Origin of the sequence: Saccharothrix variisporea, assembly GCF_003634995.1 — a bacterium.
GTDB classification, from domain to species: domain Bacteria; phylum Actinomycetota; class Actinomycetes; order Mycobacteriales; family Pseudonocardiaceae; genus Actinosynnema; species Actinosynnema variisporeum.
The window spans coordinates 2482987-2505655 of record NZ_RBXR01000001.1 but is presented as its reverse complement, the minus strand read 5'-3'; the positions used below and the strand labels follow the sequence as shown (position 1 = coordinate 2505655).

The 22669-nt window shown below is 71.1% G+C and carries 19 protein-coding genes; 12 read left to right on the top strand and 7 right to left on the bottom strand.

Annotated features, from left to right (window positions below):
* Window positions 1-85: 85 nt before the first annotated feature.
* The 4 genes from DFJ66_RS10885 to DFJ66_RS10870 form a co-directional block, all read right to left on the bottom strand.
* Window positions 86-1108, bottom strand: a complete 1023-nt coding sequence (locus DFJ66_RS10885) for a hypothetical protein (RefSeq protein WP_121220417.1) — start codon at window positions 1106-1108, stop codon at window positions 86-88.
* The gene (locus tag DFJ66_RS10880; protein WP_121220415.1) at window positions 1105-1929 is read right to left on the bottom strand and encodes an ABC transporter ATP-binding protein; all 825 of its coding nucleotides are present in this window, start codon (window positions 1927-1929) and stop codon (window positions 1105-1107) included. The genes DFJ66_RS10885 and DFJ66_RS10880 overlap by 4 nt, the downstream gene beginning before the upstream one ends.
* Before the next feature lie 13 nt (window positions 1930-1942).
* Window positions 1943-2326, bottom strand: a complete 384-nt coding sequence (locus tag DFJ66_RS10875; RefSeq protein ID WP_121220413.1) for a GntR family transcriptional regulator — start codon at window positions 2324-2326, stop codon at window positions 1943-1945.
* A gap of 99 nt (window positions 2327-2425) precedes the next feature.
* Window positions 2426-2995 (bottom strand): TetR/AcrR family transcriptional regulator, encoded by a 570-nt coding sequence (locus DFJ66_RS10870; RefSeq protein WP_121220411.1) that lies wholly within the window; start codon window positions 2993-2995, stop codon window positions 2426-2428.
* Between the two features lie 105 nt (window positions 2996-3100).
* Between DFJ66_RS10870 and DFJ66_RS10865 the strand changes: the two genes are divergently transcribed.
* On the top strand, window positions 3101-4228 hold the full coding sequence (locus DFJ66_RS10865; RefSeq protein ID WP_121220409.1) for a hypothetical protein: 1128 nt from the start codon (window positions 3101-3103) through the stop codon (window positions 4226-4228).
* Window positions 4229-4416: 188 nt separating this feature from the next.
* Window positions 4417-5586, top strand: a complete 1170-nt coding sequence (locus DFJ66_RS10860) for a trypsin-like serine protease (RefSeq protein ID WP_211351069.1) — start codon at window positions 4417-4419, stop codon at window positions 5584-5586.
* 72 nt (window positions 5587-5658) lie between these two features.
* On the opposite strand, the gene DFJ66_RS10855 is transcribed toward DFJ66_RS10860, so the two are convergent.
* Entirely contained in the window at window positions 5659-6273 is a 615-nt protein-coding gene (locus tag DFJ66_RS10855; protein WP_121220407.1) for a TetR/AcrR family transcriptional regulator, read from the bottom strand.
* Between the two features lie 101 nt (window positions 6274-6374).
* Between DFJ66_RS10855 and DFJ66_RS10850 the strand changes: the two genes are divergently transcribed.
* Window positions 6375-7556: a lipase family protein gene (locus DFJ66_RS10850; protein WP_121220405.1), complete on the top strand. Its 1182-nt coding sequence runs from the start codon at window positions 6375-6377 to the stop codon at window positions 7554-7556.
* Window positions 7557-7895: 339 nt separating this feature from the next.
* Complete coding sequence (locus DFJ66_RS10845) at window positions 7896-11261, top strand: fibronectin type III domain-containing protein (protein ID WP_246029685.1); 3366 nt, start codon at window positions 7896-7898, stop codon at window positions 11259-11261.
* Window positions 11262-11630: 369 nt separating this feature from the next.
* Here the strand turns inward: DFJ66_RS10845 and DFJ66_RS10840 are convergent, their stop codons facing one another.
* Window positions 11631-12191 carry a hypothetical protein gene (locus DFJ66_RS10840; RefSeq protein WP_121220401.1) on the bottom strand — a complete coding sequence of 187 codons (561 nt, stop codon included), beginning with the start codon at window positions 12189-12191 and terminating at the stop codon, window positions 11631-11633.
* A 141-nt stretch (window positions 12192-12332) separates the two neighbouring features.
* Here DFJ66_RS10840 and DFJ66_RS10835 point away from each other — a divergent pair, with 141 nt between their 5' ends.
* The 8 genes from DFJ66_RS10835 (at window position 12333) to DFJ66_RS10800 (ending at window position 19759) form a co-directional block, all read left to right on the top strand.
* Window positions 12333-13010, top strand: coding sequence for a TetR/AcrR family transcriptional regulator (locus DFJ66_RS10835; RefSeq protein ID WP_121230997.1), 678 nt, complete (start codon window positions 12333-12335; stop codon window positions 13008-13010).
* A 52-nt stretch (window positions 13011-13062) separates the two neighbouring features.
* Window positions 13063-14685, top strand: a complete 1623-nt coding sequence (locus DFJ66_RS44955) for a sensor histidine kinase (RefSeq protein WP_121220399.1) — start codon at window positions 13063-13065, stop codon at window positions 14683-14685.
* A gap of 57 nt (window positions 14686-14742) precedes the next feature.
* Window positions 14743-15384 carry a response regulator gene (locus DFJ66_RS10825; protein WP_121220397.1) on the top strand — a complete coding sequence of 214 codons (642 nt, stop codon included), beginning with the start codon at window positions 14743-14745 and terminating at the stop codon, window positions 15382-15384.
* Between the two features lie 368 nt (window positions 15385-15752).
* Window positions 15753-16772, top strand: coding sequence for a hypothetical protein (locus DFJ66_RS10820; RefSeq protein ID WP_121230995.1), 1020 nt, complete (start codon window positions 15753-15755; stop codon window positions 16770-16772).
* A gap of 68 nt (window positions 16773-16840) precedes the next feature.
* Window positions 16841-17542 carry a hypothetical protein gene (locus DFJ66_RS10815; protein ID WP_147459201.1) on the top strand — a complete coding sequence of 234 codons (702 nt, stop codon included), beginning with the start codon at window positions 16841-16843 and terminating at the stop codon, window positions 17540-17542.
* Window positions 17539-17859, top strand: a complete 321-nt coding sequence (locus tag DFJ66_RS10810; protein ID WP_121220393.1) for a cupredoxin domain-containing protein — start codon at window positions 17539-17541, stop codon at window positions 17857-17859. Before DFJ66_RS10815 ends, DFJ66_RS10810 begins: the two co-directional genes overlap by 4 nt.
* Window positions 17856-18944, top strand: a complete 1089-nt coding sequence (locus tag DFJ66_RS44950; protein ID WP_121220391.1) for a hypothetical protein — start codon at window positions 17856-17858, stop codon at window positions 18942-18944. The genes DFJ66_RS10810 and DFJ66_RS44950 overlap by 4 nt, the downstream gene beginning before the upstream one ends.
* 44 nt (window positions 18945-18988) lie before the next feature.
* Window positions 18989-19759: a Calx-beta domain-containing protein gene (locus DFJ66_RS10800; protein ID WP_121220389.1), complete on the top strand. Its 771-nt coding sequence runs from the start codon at window positions 18989-18991 to the stop codon at window positions 19757-19759.
* On the opposite strand, the gene DFJ66_RS10795 is transcribed toward DFJ66_RS10800, so the two are convergent.
* Window positions 19743-22667 (bottom strand): AfsR/SARP family transcriptional regulator, encoded by a 2925-nt coding sequence (locus tag DFJ66_RS10795; RefSeq protein WP_246029684.1) that lies wholly within the window; start codon window positions 22665-22667, stop codon window positions 19743-19745. The genes DFJ66_RS10800 and DFJ66_RS10795 overlap by 17 nt on opposite strands.
* Window positions 22668-22669 lie beyond the last annotated feature (2 nt).

The window sequence follows — 22669 nt, the reverse complement described above, 5'->3', positions numbered from 1 at the left end:
GGCGAACCGAATTTGCGGCGCGCCAAGCCCACCCGAGCGCGACCGGACCGAGGCGTCAGGCAGGAGGGCAGGCCGGGGGGAGAGGTCAGGTCGCGGCCGGAACCCGGAGCTCGCGGCGGAAACGCCTGTGCAGCCACCACATCGCACCGAGCACGCACAGCACGCCCGCACCGGTGAACAGCGCCGATTCGATCCCCTGGAACCACCAGAACCGGTCACCCGGCTGCACCAGGTCCGCGCCGGACCGGTACCCCAGCGCCGTCATGCAGTCCTCGTACGCCGGGGTGTGCGAGCCGTACGAGGAGATCTCGCACGACCGGGACGCCTCCCGGACCACCTCGTCGCGGTCGGAGATGAAGCGCCCGGTCGCGTCGACGACACCGTCGTCCAACCGCCACCGGTCCTCATCTGCCCGGTAGCCCGCCAGGTCGTCGTCGAACGGTCGCTCGACGACCACGGGCGACATGTAGTGCATCCGCACGAACCGCCGAACCCCGTACAGGGCGGCCAGCCACCCCACCAGCGTCAGCGCCATCGCGGGCACCACGCGGCGCACCGCCAGGCCCACCACGGCACCCAGCCCCACGGCGAACACCGCGTACCCGAACAACGCGGGCGGTTGGGGCTCGAACAGCGCCGCGTGGAACCCCTCGCGCGGGACCAGCAGCTTGCCCAGTGCCGCCGTCCACCACCGGAACAGCGCACCCAGCAGCAGCGCGCCGAGGGCGGCGGGCACCACGACGACCGCGACCTTCGCGGTGAACCAGCGGCTGGGCCGCGCCGACTGGGTCAGCGCGAGCAGGTGCGTGTGCTGCTCGAACTCCCGCGCGAACAGCGGCGCACCGAGGAACACCCCGACCAGCACGCCGTACCCGATGAGGGCCATGCGGATGTTGTCCGCGGTCTCGTACCAGCCCCACACCGTCGGGGTGAGGTTGGGCAGGCAGCCGGATTCGTAGTGCGACACCACGCACGGCCCCAGCCCCTGCGCGTCCACGACCGCCAGCATCGTGGCCCGGTAGTAGGTCATCAGGAACGTCAGCAGCAGCACGTACCCGCCGAGCACGAGCAGCGCCACCCGCTGTTGCCGCCACGCCAACCAGATCACGCGGTCACCGCCCGGTTCCGGCGCAGGTAGGCCACGACCAGCTCGTCCAGGTTCGGCGTGCTCACCTGGTCGTCGGGCAGGTCGAGCGGTCCGCGCAGCCGCACCAGTGCGGTGAGCTGCCGTTCGCCCGTGCGGGACTGGACCACCTCGTGCGCGCCCAGGTCGGTGTCGCGCGGGGCGACGACCAACCGGTGCCCGTCGACGAGCTCGTCCACCGGGTCGTCCAGCCGGACCTCGCCGCGGTCGAGCACCAGCAGCCGGTCGCACACGCCGGCCAGGTCGGCGACGACGTGCGAGGACAGCAGCACGGCCGCCCCCGTCTCCGCGACCGTGACCATGATCGAGCGGACGGCGTCCTCGCGGGTCACCGGGTCCATCTCGGCCAGCGGTTCGTCCAGCAGCAGCACGTCCGGGCGGCGCGCCAGGGCGAGGACGAGGGCGACGTAGGCGCGTTGCCCACCCGACAGCCGGCCGGTCTTGCGGCTGCGCGGCAGGTTCACCCGGTCGACGAGCTCCTGGGCGTACCGGTCGTCCCAGCGGGGGTTGGCGCGCTTGCCGAACTCCAGCATGTCGGCGACGGTGAACTCGCGGTACAGCGGCTTCTCCTGCGCCACGAACCCGACCTCGCCGCCCACCTCCAGCGTGCCCTCGGTCGGGCGCAGCAGCCCGGCGGCCACCTTCAGCAGCGTGGACTTGCCCGCGCCGTTCGCGCCGACCAGCGCGGTGACACCACCCGGCGCCACCTCGAACGAGCAGTCGCGCAACGCCCGGTCACGCCGGTAGCGCACCCCGAGGCCGCGCGCACGCACGGCAACACTCACCCCAGATCCCCCATCACGATCGGAACCGCTGGTCCACCACGGACCGGAACAACGCCTCCACGTCCTCCCGCCCCATGCCCAGCCCCTGCGCCCGGTCCAGCCACTCCAGCAGGTCCCCGCGCAACGGCGAGTCCTCGGCCACGCCCGGCGTGACCAGCGAGCGGCGCACGAACGTGCCCAGCCCGGGTCGCGGTTCGACCAGGCCTTCGCGTTCCAGTTCCCGGTACGCCTTGAGCACCGTGTTCGGGTTGATCGCGGTCTGCTCCACCACCTCGCGGGCGGTGGGCAGGCGGTCGCCGGGCCCGACCAGCCCCAGCCGCAGCGCGTGCTTGACCTGCTGCACGAGCTGGAGGTAGGTGGCCACGCCGGAGCGCCGGTCGATCCGGAACTCGATCACCCGAAGCCTTTCACTATCTCACTAGTGAAAGCACTGTTGCGGAGCCGAAGGTGCTGTGTCAAACCAGCCGGGTGTTCGAGTGTGTGACTGACCGACCACTCACGCGTAGTGACGGATCCCGTTCGACAAGGTGCGCGCCCAGGGCGCGTCGACGTGCTCTGCGTCCACCGCGACCACCAGGTGGCACAACATGCCCCGCGCGAAGAACATCTGCACGAGGTCTTCCGTCGCCCCCGACACCCCGCGCACGTACTCGACCGTCCGCGCGTACCCGTGCTGCACGACTTCCCGCACGGCCGGCTCGGAAATCGCCGCGCACTGGGCGTGCATCTGCACCAGCAGCAAGGCGTTCTCTTCGGCGATCAGGCGAGCGTAGGCGTCACCCATCGCGAACAGCACGGCGTCCGGCGAACTCCCGGACGCCTGCGCCACCCCGTCGGCGAGGCTTTCCCGGATCCGCGCGAAGCAGCGTTCCACCACGGCCAGGAAGAGCGCTTCCTTGTCGGGGAACAGGCGGTACACGTACGCCTGCGAGATCCCGGCGGCCTTCGCGACTTCGCCGGTGGTGGTGCCGTAGTAGCCCTTGGTGCCGAACGTGGCCAACGCCGTCCGGAGCACGGTCTCCCGGCGTTCCTCGGCAGTGGACAGACGACGTTCGGTGGCAGGCATGAGACTAACCAATCACTCACACTCACGCCGTGTCAACTCGCCGCCGCCGGAGTTGCTCCCGCCAGGGGTCGCGCCGATCACCGGTCCTCCCTAGGGTTGCGGACCATGTCGCGTCGTTGGGTGCCGTGCGCACTGCTGGCCGTCGTGCTCACCTCCTGCGGTTCGTCCGTGCAGCCGTTCGCCGCCTCCGCCCGGCCCGCACCCACGACGACGACCACCACGACCACCACTTCCGTCGTCGCCACCACGACGTCGAAGCTCAAGCCCCGCCCCGAATCCATGGCGAACCCGGCCGGAACCGCCGTGGTGCCACCGGAAGCCGAGCCCGAGGACACCTCCAGCCCCACCAAGGTCGTCGGCACCGGCACGTCCGCCAGTTGCACCTCCGACGCCGTCGCCGAAGCGGTGGCCGGCGGCGGCGTGATCACCTTCGACTGCGGCCCGGAGCACGTCACGGTCGTCCTCGACGAGACCGTCCGCATCCGCAACGACAAGGCGCGCGACATCGTCATCGACGGCGGCGGGCTGGTCACCCTCAGCGGCGCGGGCGAGCGGCGCCTGTTCTACCTCAACACGTGCGACCGCAGCCTCGGCGCGGGCACGCGGTGCCAGGACCAGACCCACCCCCGGCTCACCCTCCAGAACCTCACGCTCGCCGACGGGAACGCCACCGGGGAGACCGAAGAGGGCGGGGGAGCGGTGTACGCGCGCGGCGGCAGCCTGAAGGTCGTCAACTCGCGGTTCCTGCGCAACCGGTGCGACCAGGACGGTCCCGACCTCGGCGGTGCGGCGATCCGGGCGTTCGGGCAGAAGGAACCCGTCTACGTCGTCGGCAGCACGTTCCAGAACGGCGAGTGCTCCAACGGCGGCGCGTTGAGCAGCATCGGCACGTCGTGGGTCGTGCTCAACAGCGTCCTGAAGAACAACAAGGCGATCGGTCGCGGCGCGAACCCCGCCCGCGACGGCGAACCCGGCGGCGGCAGTGGCGGCGCGCTCTACGCCGACGGCAACGAGTTCACAGTCAAGATCGCGGGCACGCTCATCGAGGACAACCATGCGAACGAAGGTGGCGGCGCGATCTTCTTCGTGAGCAACGACCGCAGCGGCACGATGGTCGTGGAGGGGTCGACGTTGCGCCGCAACCCCAGCGACGGGTTCGAGACACCGGGCCTGAAAGGGATCTTCTTCCTCGGCGCGACGGAAGTGACCATCACCGGCTCGACCATCGAGTAACACCGCCGAAACACCGGTGACGCCGGAAGAACTCCCGTCGATCGTCGGATTGTGAGCGAGCCTTCCGGCTGCGCATGATGAGCCGCCGGCGTCGACCGGTGCACCACACCCTGCTGACACCACCTCACTCGACGCTCCGGCCGACCCTGCACCGCACCACCTCCGGCCGGGCGCGGGAAGGAACGACTGTGCGCAACACAGCGAAGAAGGCGTTCGCCCTCGCCGTGGGCATCGCCGCCACCCTGGCCGCGTTCGGCGGCCAAGCCCACTCCGCCCCGATGCCGCCGGACCCGGGCGGCGTCACCCCGCAGGTCGTCGGCGGCACCCAGGCCGCCAAGGGCGAGTTCCCGTGGATGGTCCGCCTGTCCATGGGCTGCGGCGGCGCGATGTACACCGAGCAGCTCGTGCTCACCGCCGCCCACTGCGTGAACAGCACCGGCAACAACACCAGCATCACCGCCACCTACGGCGTCGCGGACCTCCAGGACACCTCGGCGATCAAGCGGACCTCCAGCTACGTCCACCGCTCGCCCACCTACGGCACGTCCACCGGCGGCGACTGGGCGCTGATCAAGCTGTCCAGCCCGATCACCGGCGCGTCCCTGCTGCCCATCGCCACCACCAACGCCTACAACAACGGCGTCTTCGACGTCGCCGGCTGGGGCGCGACCCGCGAGGGCGGCAGCCAGTCCCGGTACCTGATGAAGGCCAAGGTGGACTTCATCGACGACACCACGTGCAAGAACGCCGACCCGTACTACCGCGACCTGATCTTCTCCGCGGAGATCTGCGCCGGCGACCTGGCCAACGGCGGCGTCGACACCTGCCAGGGCGACTCGGGCGGCCCGATGTTCCGCCGCGACAGCGCCGGCCAGTGGATCCAGGTCGGCATCGTCAGCCACGGCAACGGGTGCGCGCGCCCCAGCAACCCGGGCGTCTACACCGAGGTGAGCACCTTCGCGGCGGCGATCAAGGCCGCGGCCGACAACCTCGGCGGCACCCCCACCCCGCCCGGCAAGACCTTCGAGAACGGCACGGACGTGTCGATCCCGGACGCCGGCGCGGCGGTCTACAGCAACATCGCGGTCTCGGGCCTGACCGGCAACGCCCCGTCCACGCTCAAGGTCACCGTCGACATCAAGCACTCGTGGAGCGGCGACCTGGTGATCGACCTGGTGGCGCCGGACGGCTCGACCTACCGCCTGAAGAACTCCAGCAGCTCCAGCACGCCCAACGTGAACACCACCTACACGGTGAACGCGTCGAGCGAGCTCGCCAACGGCACCTGGCGCCTGAAGGTCCAGGACGTCTACAGCCAGGACACCGGTTACATCGACATCTGGAAGCTGACCTTCTGACCTGACGGAAGGCTTTGTCGCACACACGACGGGACCCGCTGCGAGGGTGGGTCCCGTCGTCTTGTCCTGCGCTCAGCGGGTGATCGCGGCGAGCATGAGTGACTTGATCTCCGTGGCGATGTCGGCCACGTCCAAAGGCGGGTCGTGGGCCTGCCACTCGCGCAGCAGACCGGTGACCGCGCCTACCAAGGCGATGGCGGTCAGGTGGAAGTCGCGTTGGGGCGCGAAACCCTGTTCGGCGGCGTGCCGGGCCTCGGCCTCGATGAAGTCCGCCCACCGTGCCACCCACTCCTGGTGCTGCCGCTCCAGTTCCGCGTTGACGCCCACCGCCTCTACATAAGCCAGCCTGGGCACGCGGGGGTCCGCGGTCACCGAGGACACAAACGCGTCCAGCAGGGTCGAAATGCGCGTGCCGGGGTCGCGGGACTCCAACGCGGCCAGTGCGGTGGTCACGCGCTCCAAGGCCAGGGCGTTGACGCGGTCGTGCAGGAGGAGGAGCAGGCGCTCCTTGTTCTTGAACTCCTCGTAGAAGTTGCGGGTCGACACGCCCGCCGCCGTGCACAGGGCCGCGATCTTCGTCTGGGCGAAGCCCTGTGTGGTGAACAGGTCCAGCGCGGCCAGCAGCAGGCGGTCGCGGCGTTGGCGGCGGCGTTCGTCCTGGCTGATCCCCGCGTACGGACGGGACACGGGCGACTCCTCGGAAGTGGTAACGGGGATTGTCAGATTACCGGGTGCGGGCCTACATTGCGGAAACGGTGGTTACCACAATCCCCCCTGCGGAGGCGACGATGCCGATCCGACTCCTGGTCACCCTCCTGGCCGCCCTGCTGCTCAGCGCACCCACCGCGGCTGCCGACGAACGTCCGCCGGAGCCGTCCCAGGACGCCTTCTACACCCCGCCCAGCCCCCTGCCCGGCAAGCCCGGCGACATCCTGCGCACCCGCCGAGTCGACTGGTACCCCGAGCCGTTCCGCGTCTTCCCGGCCCCGGTCACGACGACCCAGGTGCTCTACCGCTCCACCTCCGCGACCGGCACGCCCAACGCCGTCACGGGCACCGTCCTGGTCCCGCCCGTGCCCTGGGCCGGCGGCCCCCGTCCGGTGATCGCCTACGCCATGGGCACCCAGGGCCTCGCCGACCGTTGTGCCCCCTCCTACCGGCTGCGCGTCGGCGAAGAGGTGGAAATCGCCTTCCTCGTACAGGCCATGCTGAAGGGCTGGGCGGTGGTGGTGACCGACTACGAAGGTCTCGGCACGCCCGGCACCCACACCTACGCGGTCGGCCAGTCCGAGGGACGGGCCTTGCTCGACGCCGCACGGGCCGCCACGGCACTGCTCCAGACCCCGGACGCCCCGGTCGGCGCGTTCGGCTACTCGCAGGGCGGTCAGGCGGCGGCGTTCGCGGCCGAGCTCCAGCCGACCTACGCGCCGGACGTGCGGTTGGTCGGGGTCGCCGAGGGCGGGGTGCCGGCGGACATGGCCGAGGTCGCGCGGTTCAACGACGGCAACCTCGGGTCGGGGCTCGTGGTCGGTGCGGCGGTCGGGTACGCGACGGCCTACCCGGAGCTGCCGTTGCCGCTCAACGCCCACGGCCGGGAGGTCGCCCGACAGGTCGCCGACGCGTGCGTGGCCGAGATGGCGCTGCTCGCGCCGTTCACCCGGATCGACAGCCTGACCACCGTGCCGGGCGTGATCCGCGACCCGCGCTGGCAGGCCCGGCTCGCCGAGAACCGGCTGGGCACGGTCCGCCCGGCGGTCCCGGTCTACCTGTACCACGGCACGGTCGACGAGCTGATCCCGTACGCCACCGCCACCGGTCTGCGCGACCGGTACTGCGCGCTGGGCGCCGACCTCCAGTGGACCGCCCTGCCGCTGGCCGGCCACATCACGGCGGTCAGCGTCGGCGGTGCCAACGCGTTGGACTGGTTGGGTGAGCGGTTCGCCGGGCAGGCCACCCGACCGTCGTGCTGAAATTTGTCAGGCGGGTGACAAAAGCATTTTCGGAAACGGTGTCCGCATGACAAAACGCCTTTAGGCGCTGGCCCGTCCGGACGATTGTGCCAGAGCGGTGGTCTACTCGCCGGTATACGGTGGGTGACCACCGCTCCCATGTCCGTGACCAGCGCAAACGTGCCAAGGCTCGATGTGTGGAATTAGTCGGGTGTGACAAGTTCTCGCGGTGTTTCGAGGAGGTCTTGCGGGCCGGGACGCGGCGTCGTTAATTTGGCCAGACGTAGCGTGGCTGTAACACACGCATTCCAACCCTGCCCCCTATTTCTGGCGTGCCCTCGGCGTCAGGGAGGACGATCCGTGAGACACAGAAAACAGGTCCGGAGGCTGACCCGCCTGGGCGCGGTCGCCACCGCCGCCATGGTCGTGGGCGGACTCGCCATCGGCACGGGCACCGGAACCGCCGCAGCGGGTGAGCTCAACCAGACCTACACCTGCACCTTCCCGCTGATCGGCGACCAGACCGTCTCGGTCAACATCAAGACCCGGGACAACCAGCCGGCCTCGATCACCACCGGGACCTTCACGCCGGTCATCGAGATCACCGCGATCTCCAACGCCGGCCCGAACGCCACCCAGGGCCTGCGGCTGGTCGGCGCGGAGACCATCCAGGGCGTCGCCCGCGCCACCTCGACCGTGGACGGGCCGGGCTCGCAGGGCGACCTGACCGTGCAGGTCACCACGAACGTCCCGAAGCAGCCCATCCCGGCGTCCGGCGACCTGATCGTCAACGCGGCCGGGGTCGCGCCGGGCCTGCGCTTCGACCAGCCCGGCACCGCCACGCTCTCGGTGACCGACCTGGAACTGGAGATGACCCCGCTCAAGGCCGACGGCACGCCCACCGGCCTGGGCACCTTCATCGCGCCCTGCACCCCCGCGCCGAACCAGCCGACGATCCTGCAGACCTACGAGGTCACCGGCGCGCCGGTCACCCCGGAGGCCGTGATCGGCAGCGGCGCGCACCCGCCGCTCAAGCAGGTCTACAACTGCCCGTTCCCGCTGATCGGCAACCAGAACGTCACCGTCGACATCAGCACCAACCCGCTGCCGAACGAGGTCGCGCAGGGCACGTTCACGCCGAAGATCGACATCACGGCGGTGTCCAACGCGGGCTCGACGGCCACGCAGGGCCTGCGCCTGGTGGGCGGCGAGACGATCCAGGGTTCCGCCCTGGCCACCTCGCTGGTCTCCTCGCCGCAGGGCCACCTGGCCGTGCAGGTGCCGACCGCGATCCCGAACCAGCCGATCCCGGCCTCGGGCGACCTGGTGGTCAACGCGTCCGGTTCCGCGCCGTCGCTGCGGTTCGACCAGCCGGGCACGGCGACGCTGTCCGTGCACGACCTGGTCCTCACCATGACCCCGCTCAAGGCCGACGGCACGCCGACCGGCCTGGGCACCTTCACCTCCGACTGCACCCTGGTCGACGCGGCGGCCCGCAACGTCCTGCAGACCTTCACCATCACCGGCGCCGCGGACACCGAGGCCCCGGCGAAGGTCACCGGCCTGACCGCCGGCGAGACCACGCAGACGTCCGTCCCGCTGTCGTGGGCCGCCTCGACCGACAACGTCGGCGTCGTCGGCTACGACGTGGTCTCCGGCGGGAACGTCGTGAAGTCGGTGACCGGCACGTCGACGACGGTCGACGGTCTGACCCCCGACACCGCGTACTCGTTCACCGTGGTGGCCAAGGACGCCGCCGGCAACCGCTCGCCCGCGAGCGACGCCGTCACCGCCCGCACCAAGGCCGCCCCGGACACCCAGAAGCCGACCGCGCCCGGCCCGCTGACCTCGTCCGCCGCCACGCAGACCTCGGTCTCGCTGGCGTGGGGCGCGTCCTCGGACAACGTGGGCGTGACCGGCTACGACGTGCTGTCCGGCGGAACCGTGGTCAAGTCCGTCACCGGCACCTCCACCACCGTCGACGGCCTGACCGCCGACACCGAGTACACGTTCACGGTCGTGGCCAAGGACGCGGCGGGCAACACCTCCGACCCGAGCAACGCCCTCACCGTCCGCACCCCGGCCGCGCCGGACACCGAGAAGCCCTCCGCGCCAACGGGTCTGGCCATCACCGGCACGTCGGCGAGCAGCATCGGCCTGTCCTGGACCGCGTCCACCGACAACCGCGGTGTCGTCGGCTACGACGTCATCTCCGGCGGGAACGTCGTGAAGTCGGTAACCGGCACATCGGCCACCGTCGACGGCCTGACCGCCGACACCGAGTACACCTTCACCGTGGTGGCCAAGGACGCGGCGGGCAACACCTCCGACGCGAGCGCGGCCGTCACCGGCCGCACGGCGCAGCTGCCCGACACCGAGAAACCGTCCGCGCCCTCGGGCCTGACGGTCACCGGGACGACGCAGTCCACCGTGTCCCTGTCGTGGACCGCGGCCTCCGACAACGTCGGCGTAGTCGGTTACGACGTGCTGTCCGGTGGGACGGTCGTCAAGTCGGTGGAGGGCACGTCCGCCGTCGTGGACGGCCTCGCGCCCAGCACGGACTACTCGTTCACCGTGGTGGCCAAGGACGCCGCTGGCAACCGCTCGGACGCCAGCGCCGCCGTGTCCGCCCGCACCGGCGACGCGCCGGACACCCAGAAGCCGACCGCGCCGTCCGGCCTGAAGTCCACGGGCGAGACGACGTCGAGCGTGTCCCTGGAGTGGACGGCCGCCGCGGACAACGTGGGAGTCGTCGGCTACGACGTGCTCTCCGGCGGAACCGTGGTCAAGTCCGTCACCGGTACGTCCACCACCGTCGACGGCCTGACCGCCGACACCGAGTACACGTTCACGGTGGTGGCCAAGGACGCGGCGGGCAACACGTCCGACGCCAGCGCCGCGCTGAAGGTCCGCACCAAGGCCGCGCCGGACACCGCCGCGCCGACGACGCCCGGGAACCTGCGCTCCACCGGTCAGACCGAGAACAGCATCGGCCTGGCCTGGGACGCGGCCACCGACAACGTCGGGGTCACCGGGTACGACGTGTTCCGGGGCGCCACCAAGGTCGCCACGGTCAGCGGCACGTCCACCAACGTGACGGGCCTGTCGCCGGACACCGAGTACTCCTTCACCGTCGTGGCGTTCGACGCGGCGGGCAACCGTTCGGCGGCGAGCGCAGCGGTCACCGCGCGGACCAAGCCGGGCGGCGGCACGGTCATCCGCTACGGCTACAACCTGGTCGGCAACACGAAGATCAAGGCCGCCAACGGGACCGTGCAGCTCACCGGCGGCATCGACGCCGGGCTGGACCTGGCCACCGGCAAGTTCGAGGCGGACCTGGTGCTGAACCCGACCACGGGCCAGTTCAAGATCTTCGGTTTCGTGCCGGTGACGGCGAAGATCGAGTTCGTGCAGGCGGGCAAGACGGTCGGCACGCTCTCGGGCGGGGTGCTCGACTCCACGTCGTCGGTGACGGTGAAGCTGCCGCGGGTGTCGGTCATGGGCATCCCGGTCAGCACCAGCCCGAACTGCCAGACCAAGACCCCGGCGTCCATCCCGCTCCAGTCGAAGCCCGGCTTCGACCCGCTGGCGGGCGGCACCCTGGCCGGCACGTACACGCTGCCCGACCTCCAGGGCTGCGGCCCGCTCAACCCGCTGATCAGCGCGCTGACCGCGGGCCCGGGCAACACCATCGAGGTCAAGCTGACCCCGAAGTCCGCACGGTAGTCAGCCGGACATGAGCAGGTGGCCCCGTCGCAATCCAGGCGCCGGGGCCACCCTCTACCTCCCGCACGCACCGCGCGCTCTTCGTATGGTGGTTCCCAACCACAGGTGGAGGGCCTCGGTTCCCCCGCCGTATGGCCTGCCCGAAGGGCTACCACGCTTCGGGTCGGGTGCAGCCGAAAGTTTTTGCGAGGAACGAGCAAAAAGTTTTAGCGGCACCCGGCCCGAAGTGTGGTTGGCTCCGCCAGGCCATACGGCGGGGGAACCGACGCCCTTCACCCCCCGCTGGCGGCCTGCCGCGCGGCGAGCGCCGCTTTTCTCTTTTCATCTTTCGATCTTTTGATCTTTCGATCTTGAGAGCACGAAGCGCGTTCAGGACTTCCAGAGCTTGCGAGCGATGAGGAGGCAGCCGACGAGCAGGAGAGCACCGTGGGCCATGCGAACCGGGGGAGCGGTGAAGAACTGGGGGAGGAACAGGACGAACCCGGCGGCGTAGGGCAGGGCGATCCGGCCGAAGTCCCGGGCGGCCGCGATCGCTCCGACCGCCAGCAGGAGAAGGCCCAGCGCGAAGACCGTGATGGCGGCCGGGTGGTAGCGGACGGCGTCGACCATCTGCAGTACCTCCGGCGTTGTGGCGGCTCGCTGGCCCAACGCGAAGAGGCCGAACGTTTCGGCGCCGTAGTAGACGGAGGTGAGGACCGCGCCGGCGGTGGTGATGGCGCGGGCCGTGCCGGTCAGGGCCAGGGAGACCAGGAGGAAACCCACGACGGCCAAGAGGTGCGCGGCCACCCAGGCGGTGGTGCTCATGACGCCCAGGCCGGTGATCGTGGACTCGTCGGCGTACGGGCGGAGCACCGGGTAGAGCAGGAAGGCCACGCCCGCAGTGGCGAAGGCGGCGGCGCGAAGCTTGATCGTCGTGGACACCTTGGACATCGGGACCTCCGTGGAGAGCGGTTCTCTTTTTTGAGAGCGGTGCTCTCTGTTGTGAGAAGTGTGCGGTCGAGCAAGCGGCCGTGTCAAGAGCGGTGCTCTCTTTTGTTGCCGGTGCTCTCTCGGTGGGACATCATGGGCGGCATGAACCCGACACCCAGGCAGCGCGCACGGGCGCAGGCGATCGAGGACATCAAGCGGATCGCCCGGGAGCAGTTGGCCAGCGAGGGCAGCGCGGCCCTGTCGTTGCGGGCGATCGCGCGGGAGTTGGGGATCGTGTCGTCGGCCGTCTACCGGTACGTGCCCAGCCGGGACGACCTGCTGACGATGCTCATCGTGGACGCCTACAACTCCCTCGGCGAGGCCGTGGAGGAGGCCGAAGCGCGGTGTCCGCGTGAAGACCTCGTCGGGCGGTGGCGGGCGATCGGGACCGCGGTGCGGGAGTGGGCGGTGGCGCGGCCGGCGGAGTACGCGTTGCTGTACGGGAGTCCGGTGCCGGGGTACCACGCGCCCGTGGAGCAGACCGGCGATCCCGGCACCCGCGTGATGATGCTGGTGGTGACGTTGCTGGTGGACATCCAGCGCGGTGTGCCGGTGGCGGGGGTGGACGGGGTGCTGGGGCGGGACCTCGCGGTGGTGCGGGAGGCCGTGGGGGTCGAGGTGGGGGAGGAGGTGCTGGCTCGCGGGTACCTGGCGTGGACCTCGATGTTCGGGCTGGTGAGCTTCGAGGTGTTCGGGCAGTACAAGGGGAGCTTCTCGGACTTCGCGGCCCACTTCGCCTACCAGCTCGACCGGATCGCGGCGGGAGTGCTGGGGTTGTGACGACCTCCGCGTGATCTCCGGGTGGCTGTGATGTCTGGGTAGCTTGGGCGACATGCTGCTGTCGTCGGCGATCGCCGCGGTGGGTGTGTGCTACGTGGTGGCCGGCGTGGTGGGGCGGCGGGCTCAGCCGCGCAACCGGATCGGCGTGCTGATGGTCCTGGTCGGTGTCGTGTGGGTGTTGGACTACACCGTGCCGCGCTCGGCGTTCTTCCCGCTGTTCCTGGTGTCCAAGATGTGGCCGGCCGTGTTGGCGCACCTGGTGACGGCGTTCCCGACCGGGCGGCTGCTGACGTGGCCGCGGCGGCTGGTGGTGGGGACCGGGTACGGGCTCGCGGTGTTGCTGTGCGTGGCGAACCGGCGGCCGTGCGACTGGTTCTCGGTGGCGGTGCTGGACGCCGAGACACCGCTGACCGTGGTGCTGGGCTTGGTGATCCTGGGGTTGCAGGTCCACCGGTGGAGCGTCAGCAGCCTGGCGCAGCGGCGGACGTTGACCTCGATGCTGGGCGCGTCGAGCGTGGCGGTGGTGGTGTACGCGGCGTGGGACCCGATGGCGCGGTCCGGGTTCGACCCGCCGGTGGTGACGTTGATGCTGGCGTTGGCCGGTGTGCCGGTGGCGTACGTGGCGGGGTTGTTGCGGCGGCGGATGGACCGGGGCGGGGTGGCCGACCTGGTGGTGCGGTTGAGCGGTGCGCGGGTGGTGCCCGGTGGGGTGCAGGAGGCGTTGGCGGCGGCGTTGAAGGACCCCGGGTTGCGGGTCGGGTACTGGATGGCGGCCGAGGAGCGGTACGTCGACGCGTCCGGCGAGGTGGTCGGGGACGCGGGCGGGGGCGGGAGTGTGGTTGCGGGAGGGGGTGTGGTTGCGGGCGGGGGCGCGCAGACCCGGGTGGATGTGGGTGGCGAGCCGGTTGCGGTGGTGTTGCATGACCCCGGGCTCGACCTGGAGGTGGTGGAGGCGGCGTGCGCGGCGGTGGGGCTGGCGTTGGAGAACGAGCGGCTGACGGCCGAGTTGCGGGCGCGGGTGCGGCAGTTGGCCGAGTCGCGGGGGAAGTTGGTGCTCGCGGCGGACGCCGAGCGGCGGCGGTTGGAGCGCGACCTGCACGACGGGGTGCAGCAGCGGTTGCTGTCGGTGGCGATGACGTTGGGGTTGGCCGAGGCCAACGGCGGGTGGGGGTTGGTGGGCGAGGCCAAGGCGGCCGTGTTGACGACCATCGAGGACGTGCGCGCGGTGTGCCACGGCATCCACCCGCCGGTACTGGCCGAGCGCGGGTTGCACGGTGCCGTGCGGGAGCTGACCGCGTTGGGGCCGTTGCGGGTGGAGGTGTCGTACTCGGTGGACGCCGTGCTGCCGGCGGTGGTGGAGACGACGGCTTACTACGTGGTGGCCGAGGCGTTGGCGAACGTCAGCAAGCACGCCGAGGCGTCGGCGGTGCGGGTGGACATCGGGTTGCGGGACGGGGCGTTGGTGGTGCGGGTGGACGACGACGGGTGCGGTGGGGCGGACGTGGCCGGGACCGGGGCCGGGGCTGGGACCGGGGTCGGGGCTGGGACCGGGGTCGGGGGGTCGGGGTTGCGGGGGCTGGGGGAGCGGGTGGAGGCGGCGGGCGGGACGATGGAGGTCGTCAGCGCGGTCGGGGCGGGGACGAGCGTGCGGGTGGTGCTGCCGTGCGGGTCGTGAGGGGGTTGCCGTGCGGTTAGTGAGAGGGGCTGCCGTGCGGGGCGTGAGGGGGCTGTCGTGCGGGTCGTGATCGCGGAAGATTCGACGTTGTTGCGGGAAGGGCTGACGCGGCTGCTGGCCGAGGCGGGGTTCTCCGTGGTGGCGGCGGTGGAGGACGCGGAGTCGTTGGTGGCGGCGGTCGGGTCGCACCTGCCGGACGTGGCCCTGGTGGACATCCGGATGCCGCCCACCCACACCGACGAGGGGTTGCGGGCGGCGGTGCTGTTGCGGCAGCGGTACCCGGCGGTGGGGGTGGTGGTGCTGTCCCAGTACGTGCGGGTCAGCTACGCGGCCGAGCTGCTCGACGCCGGCGCTGACGGGGTGGGCTACCTGCTGAAGGACCGGGTGTCGGACCTGGCGGAGTTCGCGGCGGCCATCCGGCGGGTGGGCAGCGGGGGTTCGGCGTTCGACCCGTCGGTGGTGGCGCAGCTCCTGACCCGGCGGCGGGGGGACAGCGACGACCGGTTGACGGATCGGGAGCGGGCGGTCCTGGCGTTGATGGCGGAGGGGCGGACGAACCAGGCGATCGCGCAGCGGCTGTTCATCGCGGAGCGGACGGTGGAGAAGCACTGCACGAGCATCTTCGCGAAGCTGGACCTGTCGGCCAGTCCCCATGATCACCGGCGGGTGTTGGCGGTGCTGCGGTACCTCAACGGGTGAGGAAGACAAACGACAAACGCGAAAAGCGCCTCGCCGGCGGGCAGGCCGCCAAGGATGAAGGCGGTCGGGCTCGGCTTGGGTGGGTGGGCTTCGTTTCATCCCCGTATGGCCTGGACAAGCCAACCACAGATTTCCCCGGGTGCCGCGAAATTTTTGCTCGTTCCTCACAAAAATTTGGCCGCACCCGGGGAAATCTGTGGTAGCCCTTCGGGCAGGCCATACGGGGATGAAACGAAGCTGGGTGGCACGTGTGCGCGCTTCGCGCGCCCAAGGGCGGGTGGGGGTGCGGCTCGTGGTGCGGGTAGCCGCACCATGGGGTGGGGCTGGCCGGGTGGTTGGCGCGGGGGTGGGTTGCCAGGCTGGTGATCATGTTGCAACAGGGGCGGATCAGGGCTTCCTACCGCACGGATCTGGTCACCGTGCTGTTGGGCACGTGGTTCTCGTTGGGGTTGTTCCTCGATGCCTGGGCGCACTCGAACGTGCCCGAGCTGGAAACGTTCTTCACGCCGTGGCACGCGGTGTTCTACTCCGGGTTCGCGGCCACCGCCGCCTGGATCCTGTGGCAGGTCTGGCGCAACCTCCAGGACGGGCGGCGGGGGCTTGCGGCGGTGCCGCAGGGGTACGGGCCGGCTGTGGTGGCGTTGCCGGTGTTCGCGGTGTGCGGGTTCGGGGACTACCTCTGGCACACGTTCATCGGGATCGAGCAGGGGATCGACATCCTGTTCAGCCCCACGCACCTCGGGCTGATCACGTCGATGATCGTCATCCTCACCACGCCGTTGCGGACCGCGTGGGCGGAGGGCGGTAGTCCCTCGTTCGCGCGGTTCCTGCCGGCGGCGTTGGCGTTGTCGTTCGCCACCGCGTTGGTGTTGTTGTTCGTGCAGTACGCGGACGCGACGGTGTACGGGGCCGAAGGTGTGGTGCGGGCGTTCAGCTTCGAGAAGGGGCAGGGCGGGTCCGGTGGGGCCAACCGGTTGGCGGCCTCGATCGTGGTGACGAATGTTGTGCTGCTGACGCCGTTGTTGTTGGCGGTACGGCGGTTCCGGGTGCCGGTGGGGACGGCCACCCTGTTGCAGGTCGTGGTGATGTTGTTGAGCACGGCCGTGGCCAACTACGAGAACCTGGAGATCGCGGCGGCCTTCGTGGTGTCGGGTGTGGTCGCGGACGTGTTGCTGTGGAAGTTGCGGCCGTCCGAGGAGCGGTTGCGGGAGTATCGAGTTTTTGCGGCGGTCGTGCCGTTGGTGATGTGGGTGTTGTACTTCGCTGTGGCTGGGGTGTCGGCGGGGCGGATGCCCAGTGTCACCGAGATGTGGACGGGTGCGCCGGTGGTGGCTGCCCTGCACGGGTTGTTGCTCGCGGTGGTGTTCGTGCCCGCTCGACGCTCATGAGGGTGTTGTTGGCGCTGTTGGTCATGGTGTTGTTCCCGGCGCCTGCCCATGCGCACGCGGGTGGGTTGGTGCCGCGGAACGAGTTGAGCCGGGTGGTCGGGATTTCACCGCCGTTGGACGGGGTTTCGGCTCGGGTGGTCAACCACGGCACGCAGTTGGAGGTCCGCAACGGTGGGCGTGAGGCGCTGACCGTGGCGGGGCACCTGATCGCTCCTGGGGAGAACGTTCGTTTTCGGGACGATCGTTTGGCGGGTGATCGGTGGGAGATTCCGATCGGGGCTTCTGTGGTGCAGGGGGTGGTGGAGCGGTATCCGCCGCCGCCGGTGTGGCTGTGGATGGGTGTGGTGGCGGTCCTGGCGGTCGCGGGGGCGTGGGTCGTGCGGTCGCGGTGGGGGTTGGTGGCTGGGGTTGGTGTTGTGGCGCTGGCGCATGTCGTGCATGCGGTGGGGTCGACGTTGGCGGTGACGGGCGGGGCGTTCCTGCCGTTGTTCTTGGGCGCCAGCGGGGTTGGGGTGGTGTGTTGGCCGCTGGCCGTTGTGGCCGGGGTTGCGGCGGCACGGGGGAAGTCGGCGGCGTCGTTCGTGGCGGCCGTGGTGGGGGCGATGTTGGTGGTGGCGGGGATCCCGGACTTCGACAGCTTCCGGTTCGCGCAGCTGCCGTTCGCGGGGCCCGGGGTGGTCGATCGGGTGTTGGTGGCGTTGACGTTGGGCGGGGGAGCGGGGTTGGCCGTGGGTGGGTTCTTGCGGATGCGGAAGGAACTGGCTCGGTGATCCGGGGGCTGTTGGCGTTGTTGTTGGTGGTGGCGGGGTGTTCCGCTGCGCCCGCCGAGTCGCCGCGAGGGCCGTTGGTGTTGTCGTTGTCGGCGGATTCGCCCTCGCCGCAGCGGGTGGAGGCGGTGAAGGGACAGGCAGTCGAGATCACCGTCACCAGTCGGGCGTCCGTCGAGGTCCATGTGCACGGGTTTGACGTGAAGGGCGTTGCCGAGGAGGGGAAGCCGGCGGTCGTGAAGTTCGTGGCTGACCGGACGGGGACCTTCGACGTGGAGGCGCACCCGGACACCTTGCTGGCTCAGTTGGTGGTGCGGTGACGGTTCTCGCCCACGGGGTGGGGGAGAGTCACGACCTGCCGTTGCCCCTCGACCTCGTGCTGCAAGGGGCGGCGGTGGCGTTGTTGGCTTCCTTCCTCGCGTTGGGGGTGTTGTGGACCAAGCCCCGGTTCGTCGTGCGGGTCGAGGTGGTTCGGGCGGACCGGTGGTGGCCGGTGCGGGTGGTGGTGGCGGTCGGGGTTGTGTTCGTGCCTGGCGGGGCCTGGCCGCACCTGGTGTTCGTGGTGGTGTGGGTCGGGGTCGCGTTCCTGTCGATGGTGTTCGGGCCGGTGTGGCGGGTGGTCAACCCGTTGCGGCTGGCGGCTCGGTGGTCGATCGGTCGGGAATACCCGGCGTGGTTGGGGTACTGGCCGGCGGCTCTGGGGTTGTTGGCGTTCACGTGGGTGGAGTTGGTCGAGCCGGGGGCCTTGGGGTGGTTCCTGGTGGGGTATGGCGTGGTGGGGGTAGTGGGCGGGGTGGTGTTCGGGGGCGAGTGGTTCGAGCACGCCGACGGGTTCGAGGTGTACTCGACGTTGTTGGGGCGGTTGTCGCCGGTGCGGGGTAATCCGTTCCGGGGGCTGGTGGGCACGCCGGTGAAGCCTGGGCTGGTGGCGGTGGTCGCGGTGTGCCTGGGGTCGACGGCGTTCGACAGCATCGGGGCCACGCCGTCGTGGGCGCGGCTGGGCTTGCCGGACTGGGTGGGGTTGGTGGGCGCGGTTGTGGTGGTGGCGGGGAGCTACCTGTGGGCCTGCCGGGCGTTCGGGGCGGAGTTGGCGCACTCGTTGATCCCGATCGTGGCGGGGTACGTGGTGGCGCACTACTTCTCGTTGCTGGTCGTGGAAGGGCCGCGGGCGGTGGCGTTGCTGGTCGGGGTGGAGGGGTTCGAGCCGGGTGTCCCGTCGCCGGTCGTGGTGGCGTCCGTGCAGATCGGGGCGGTGTTGGCGGGGCACGTGGTGGCCGTGGTGGCGGCGCACGACCGGTCGTTGCGGCTGCTGTCCCCGGAACGGCAGTTGACCGGGCAGGTGCCGTTGTTGCTGCTCATGGTGGGGTACACGGCGGGTGGACTGGCGTTGTTGTTCGCCGGGTGAGCGTCACAACCGAACCACAACCGGGTCGCCGTAGAACTGCGGGCATGACGTTCACGATGAGACGCGCGGTGGTCGTGCTGGCGGTGGCGCTCGGCGCCGTCGTCCCGGTGACCGCCGCGCACGCCGAGACCTGCACACCCACCAAGTTCGGCGTCACGGCCGCGCAACCCGAGCTGTACGAGGGCGACACGGCCGGGACGGTCGGCTTCCAGCTCACGGCCTCGGTGCCGCAGGGTTGCACGACCAGCGGCGCGGTGGTCTACCGCACGCAGAGCGGCACGGCCACCGCCGGCCAGGACTTCGAGTTCGTGGAGGGCACCTGGCAACCCGGCGGCGGCGTCGGCACGTCGGTGTCGGTGCCGGTGGTCCCCGACGTCGGACCGGAGGAGGACGAGTCGTTCTCCCTCGCCCTCTACACCACGCGCGGCGCGTTCCTCGGGGCCGCCACCGCGACCCTGCTCGACGACGACGGCAAGGTCGCGCCACCCATGGCGATCTCCGTCAGCGGCGGGAAGATCTGCTGGGTCCCGGAGAGCTGCAAGATCCCGTTGCAGCTGTCCACGCCAGCCCGCGCCGCGTTCGTGGTGCGGTACCGGACGCTGGACGTGACCGCGGTGGCCGGGCTGGACTACGTGCCGGCCAAGGACCTCAAGCTGACCGTGCCCAAGGGCGCCACGGCGGTGGACGTCCAGGTCCAGACCCTGCCCGACGTCGAGGTCGAGGGTGAGGAGACCTTCGCGCTGGAGGTGTTCGCCACCTCGGCGGGCACGGTGGGCAACCCGGTCGAGAAGGTCGCGATCAGGCCCGAGTCCTGACCTCCGCCGCCTCGGCCGTCGCGCCGACCCGCTGGAACAGCCGGATCGCCCGGTCCCAGTGGTCGCGCGCGTCGGCCGGGCGGTCGCGGCGGTCGGCCAGGTCGCCCAGGTCCCGTTCCAGGTTGGCCTCCTCGAACGGGTCGGGCACGCGGGACCGCTCGGCCGTGGCCAGCGCCAGGGCGTCCTCCGCCGCCGCGAGGTCGCCCGCCCGCAGGTGGGCGCGGCCGAGCAGGTCCAGGACGGTGGCCACGCCGTGGCGGTCGTCCACCTCGCGGCTGATCTCCAGCGCCTGCGCGAAGAACGGCACCCCGTGGTGGTCGCCGTCGAGGTGGGCGCGGCCGATGTCGACCAGCACCTCCCACTCCAGCCACCGGTCGCCGATGTCGCGGCTCAGCCGCAGGGCGTGTGCCAGGTCGTCCAGGGCCTGCGCGGTGTCGCCGAGACCCAGGTGCGCCTCGCCGAGGGTGTCCAAGGTGCCTGCCTCCAGTCGCACGTTGCCCAGGTCGCGGAACGCGGTGAGCGCGGCCCGCAGCGGCGCGAGGCTTGCTTCCGGGCGGCCCATCCGGATGTAGGTGTGGCCGAGGTTGCGCTGGGACAGCGCGGTGCCCAGCCGACTGCCCGCTCGGGTGCAGCAGTCGACGGCTTCCAGGTGCGCGGTGACGGCGTCGTCGAAGCGGCGCAGTTCGGCGTAGGCGTTGGCGAGGTTGTTGTGCACGTGCCCCTCACCGGCGAGGTCGCCGGCCGCGCGGACGGCGGTGAGCGCGCGGTGGTTGGCGTCCACGGCCGCCTCCAACTGCCGGGTCATGAAGTACGCGACGCCCAACGCGCGCAGCATCTCGGCCTCGGCTCGCGGGTCGCCCGCCGCCGCCTCGACCGCGACCCGGCACAGCTCGACCCGGTCGTGCCAGTGGCCGGTGGCCTCCGCGAAGCTGGTCAGCAGGTAGGTGAGCTGCCAGGCGGCGGTGGGGTCGCGGTCCCGGGCGAACCGCACCACCGGCAGCAGGTTGTCCCGTTCGGCCTCCAGGAACGCCAGGGCCTCGTGGCGGTCCGGGGCGAAGGGCGCCTTGGGTGGCGGGAAGCGCAGGGTCGGCTTGACCAGGTCGCGGTCCGGGTTGACCAGCTCGTTGGCCTCGTGCGCCACGAACAGGTACCAGTCCAGCAGGCGGGCGGCGACCTCCGGCTCGTCGTCGTCCGCCAAGCGCTTGCGCGCGTACTCGCCCACCAGGTCGTGGAAGCGGAACCGGTCCGGTGCCGTTTCGGTGAGCAGGTGGGCGGTGGTCAGCGGGTCCAGGTTCGGGTTGTCCACATCGGACAGTGCGGCGGCCAGCGCGGTGCTGAAGGTCGGGCCGGGTGCGATGCCGGACCGGCGGAACAGGCGGGCGGAGGTGGCGTCCAACGGGCGGTAGGCGCTGGCCAGGACGGTCTCCACGGTCCGCGAGTCGCCGTCCACGGCCAGGTTGTCCAGGCGTGCGGCACGCAGTTCGGCGACCAGCGCGGCGACGGGACGGGCGGGAGCGCCCAACAGCTTCGCGGCGGCGATGCGCAGGGCCAACGGCATCCCGCCGCAGAGACGGGCCAGTTCGGCGGTGGCCTCGGTGTCCGCGCGGGGGCCGAGCACCTTGCGCAGCAGGGCTTCCGAGTCGGTGGGGGACAGGGCGTCCAGCACCACGGCGTGGATGGCGTGCCGGGTCGCCAGGGCGGCGAGTGACCGGCGGCTGGTGACGACCAGCAGGCTCGACCCGCCGGGCACCAGGGGGAGCACGTCGTCGGCGCGACCCGCGTTGTCCAGCACGACCAGGCACCGCCGGTCGTGCAGGAGCGTCCGGTAGAGCGCGGCCCGTTCCTCCTCGTCGGCCGGGATGCGGTCCTCCGGCACGTCCAGCGCCCGCAGGACGTGCGCCAGCGCCTGAGCACCGGTCAGCGCACGGTCGGGGTCGTGCCCGCGCAGGTCCAGGAACAGCCGTCCGCCGGGGAACCGGTGCGCCACGCGGTGCGCCCACTCCACCGCAAGCGACGTCTTGCCCATGCCCGCCGGACCGGACACGACCACCACCGGCACGTCCGCCCGGTCCAGCTCGGCCAGCACGTCCGCGCGCCCGGTGAAGTGGCCCACGGTCGCCGGTAGCTGGGCGGGAGCGGCGGTCGGACGCGGCGGGTCGAGGGACGCGTCCCGGCGCAGGATCGCGGTGTGCAGCTCCAGCACCTCGGGGCCGGGGTCCACGCCGAACTCGTCGGCCAGCAGCTCGCGCAGGCGCTGGAAGGAGTCCAGGGCGTCGGTGTGCCGGCCGCAGCGGTACAGGGCCAGCATGTGCAGCCGGGTCAGCCGCTCGTTCAGCGGGTTCCGCGCCAGCAGCCGGGGTAGTTCCGCCACGGCGGCCTCGTGCTCGCCGTCCCGGATGGCGTGCTCCCACAGCTCCTCGACAGCGCTCTGCCGCAGGTCGTGCAGGCGCTCCACCTCGCGCTCGCCCCAGCCGGTCAGCGGGACGTCGGCGAACGCGTCACCGCGCCACAGCGCCAGCGCCTCCCGCAGCTTCTCCGCCGACCCCTCCCGGCGGCCCGCCGCCAGCAACGCCTCGAACCGGTGCGCGTCCACCTCGACCGCCGCGTCCAGCAGGTACCCGGGCTCGCGGGTGCGCAGCACGTCCGGCAGCCCCGACGCGGCCAGCGCCTGCCGGATGCGCGCCACGTGGCTGTGCAGCGTCTTCACCGCCGTGCGCGGCGGGTCCTCGCCCCACAGCACGTCCACCAGCCGGGTGAACGGCAACACCTGCCCGGCGTGCAGCGCCAACACCCCCAGCACGGCCCGCTGCCGGGCACCGGTCAACGCCGCCGGACCCGCCGGACCTTCCGCCCCGACCGGACCCAGCACGCCGAACCGCGCCACAACCGGCGCGCAGCCGCGCGACAACC

Excerpts from the sequence above, each read along its gene's own strand:
- DFJ66_RS10850 (WP_121220405.1), top strand. The coding sequence starts at position 6,375 with ATGCCGATCCGACTCCTGGTCACCCTCCTGGCCGCCCTGCTGCTCAGC.
- DFJ66_RS10865 (WP_121220409.1), top strand. The coding sequence starts at position 3,101 with ATGTCGCGTCGTTGGGTGCCGTGCGCACTGCTGGCCGTCGTGCTCACC.
- DFJ66_RS10840 (WP_121220401.1), bottom strand. The coding sequence starts at position 12,191 with ATGTCCAAGGTGTCCACGACGATCAAGCTTCGCGCCGCCGCCTTCGCC.
- DFJ66_RS44955 (WP_121220399.1), top strand. The coding sequence starts at position 13,063 with ATGCTGCTGTCGTCGGCGATCGCCGCGGTGGGTGTGTGCTACGTGGTG.
- DFJ66_RS10870 (WP_121220411.1), bottom strand. The coding sequence starts at position 2,995 with ATGCCTGCCACCGAACGTCGTCTGTCCACTGCCGAGGAACGCCGGGAG.
- DFJ66_RS10820 (WP_121230995.1), top strand. The coding sequence starts at position 15,753 with ATGTTGCAACAGGGGCGGATCAGGGCTTCCTACCGCACGGATCTGGTC.
- DFJ66_RS10835 (WP_121230997.1), top strand. The coding sequence starts at position 12,333 with ATGAACCCGACACCCAGGCAGCGCGCACGGGCGCAGGCGATCGAGGAC.
- DFJ66_RS10800 (WP_121220389.1), top strand. The coding sequence starts at position 18,989 with ATGACGTTCACGATGAGACGCGCGGTGGTCGTGCTGGCGGTGGCGCTC.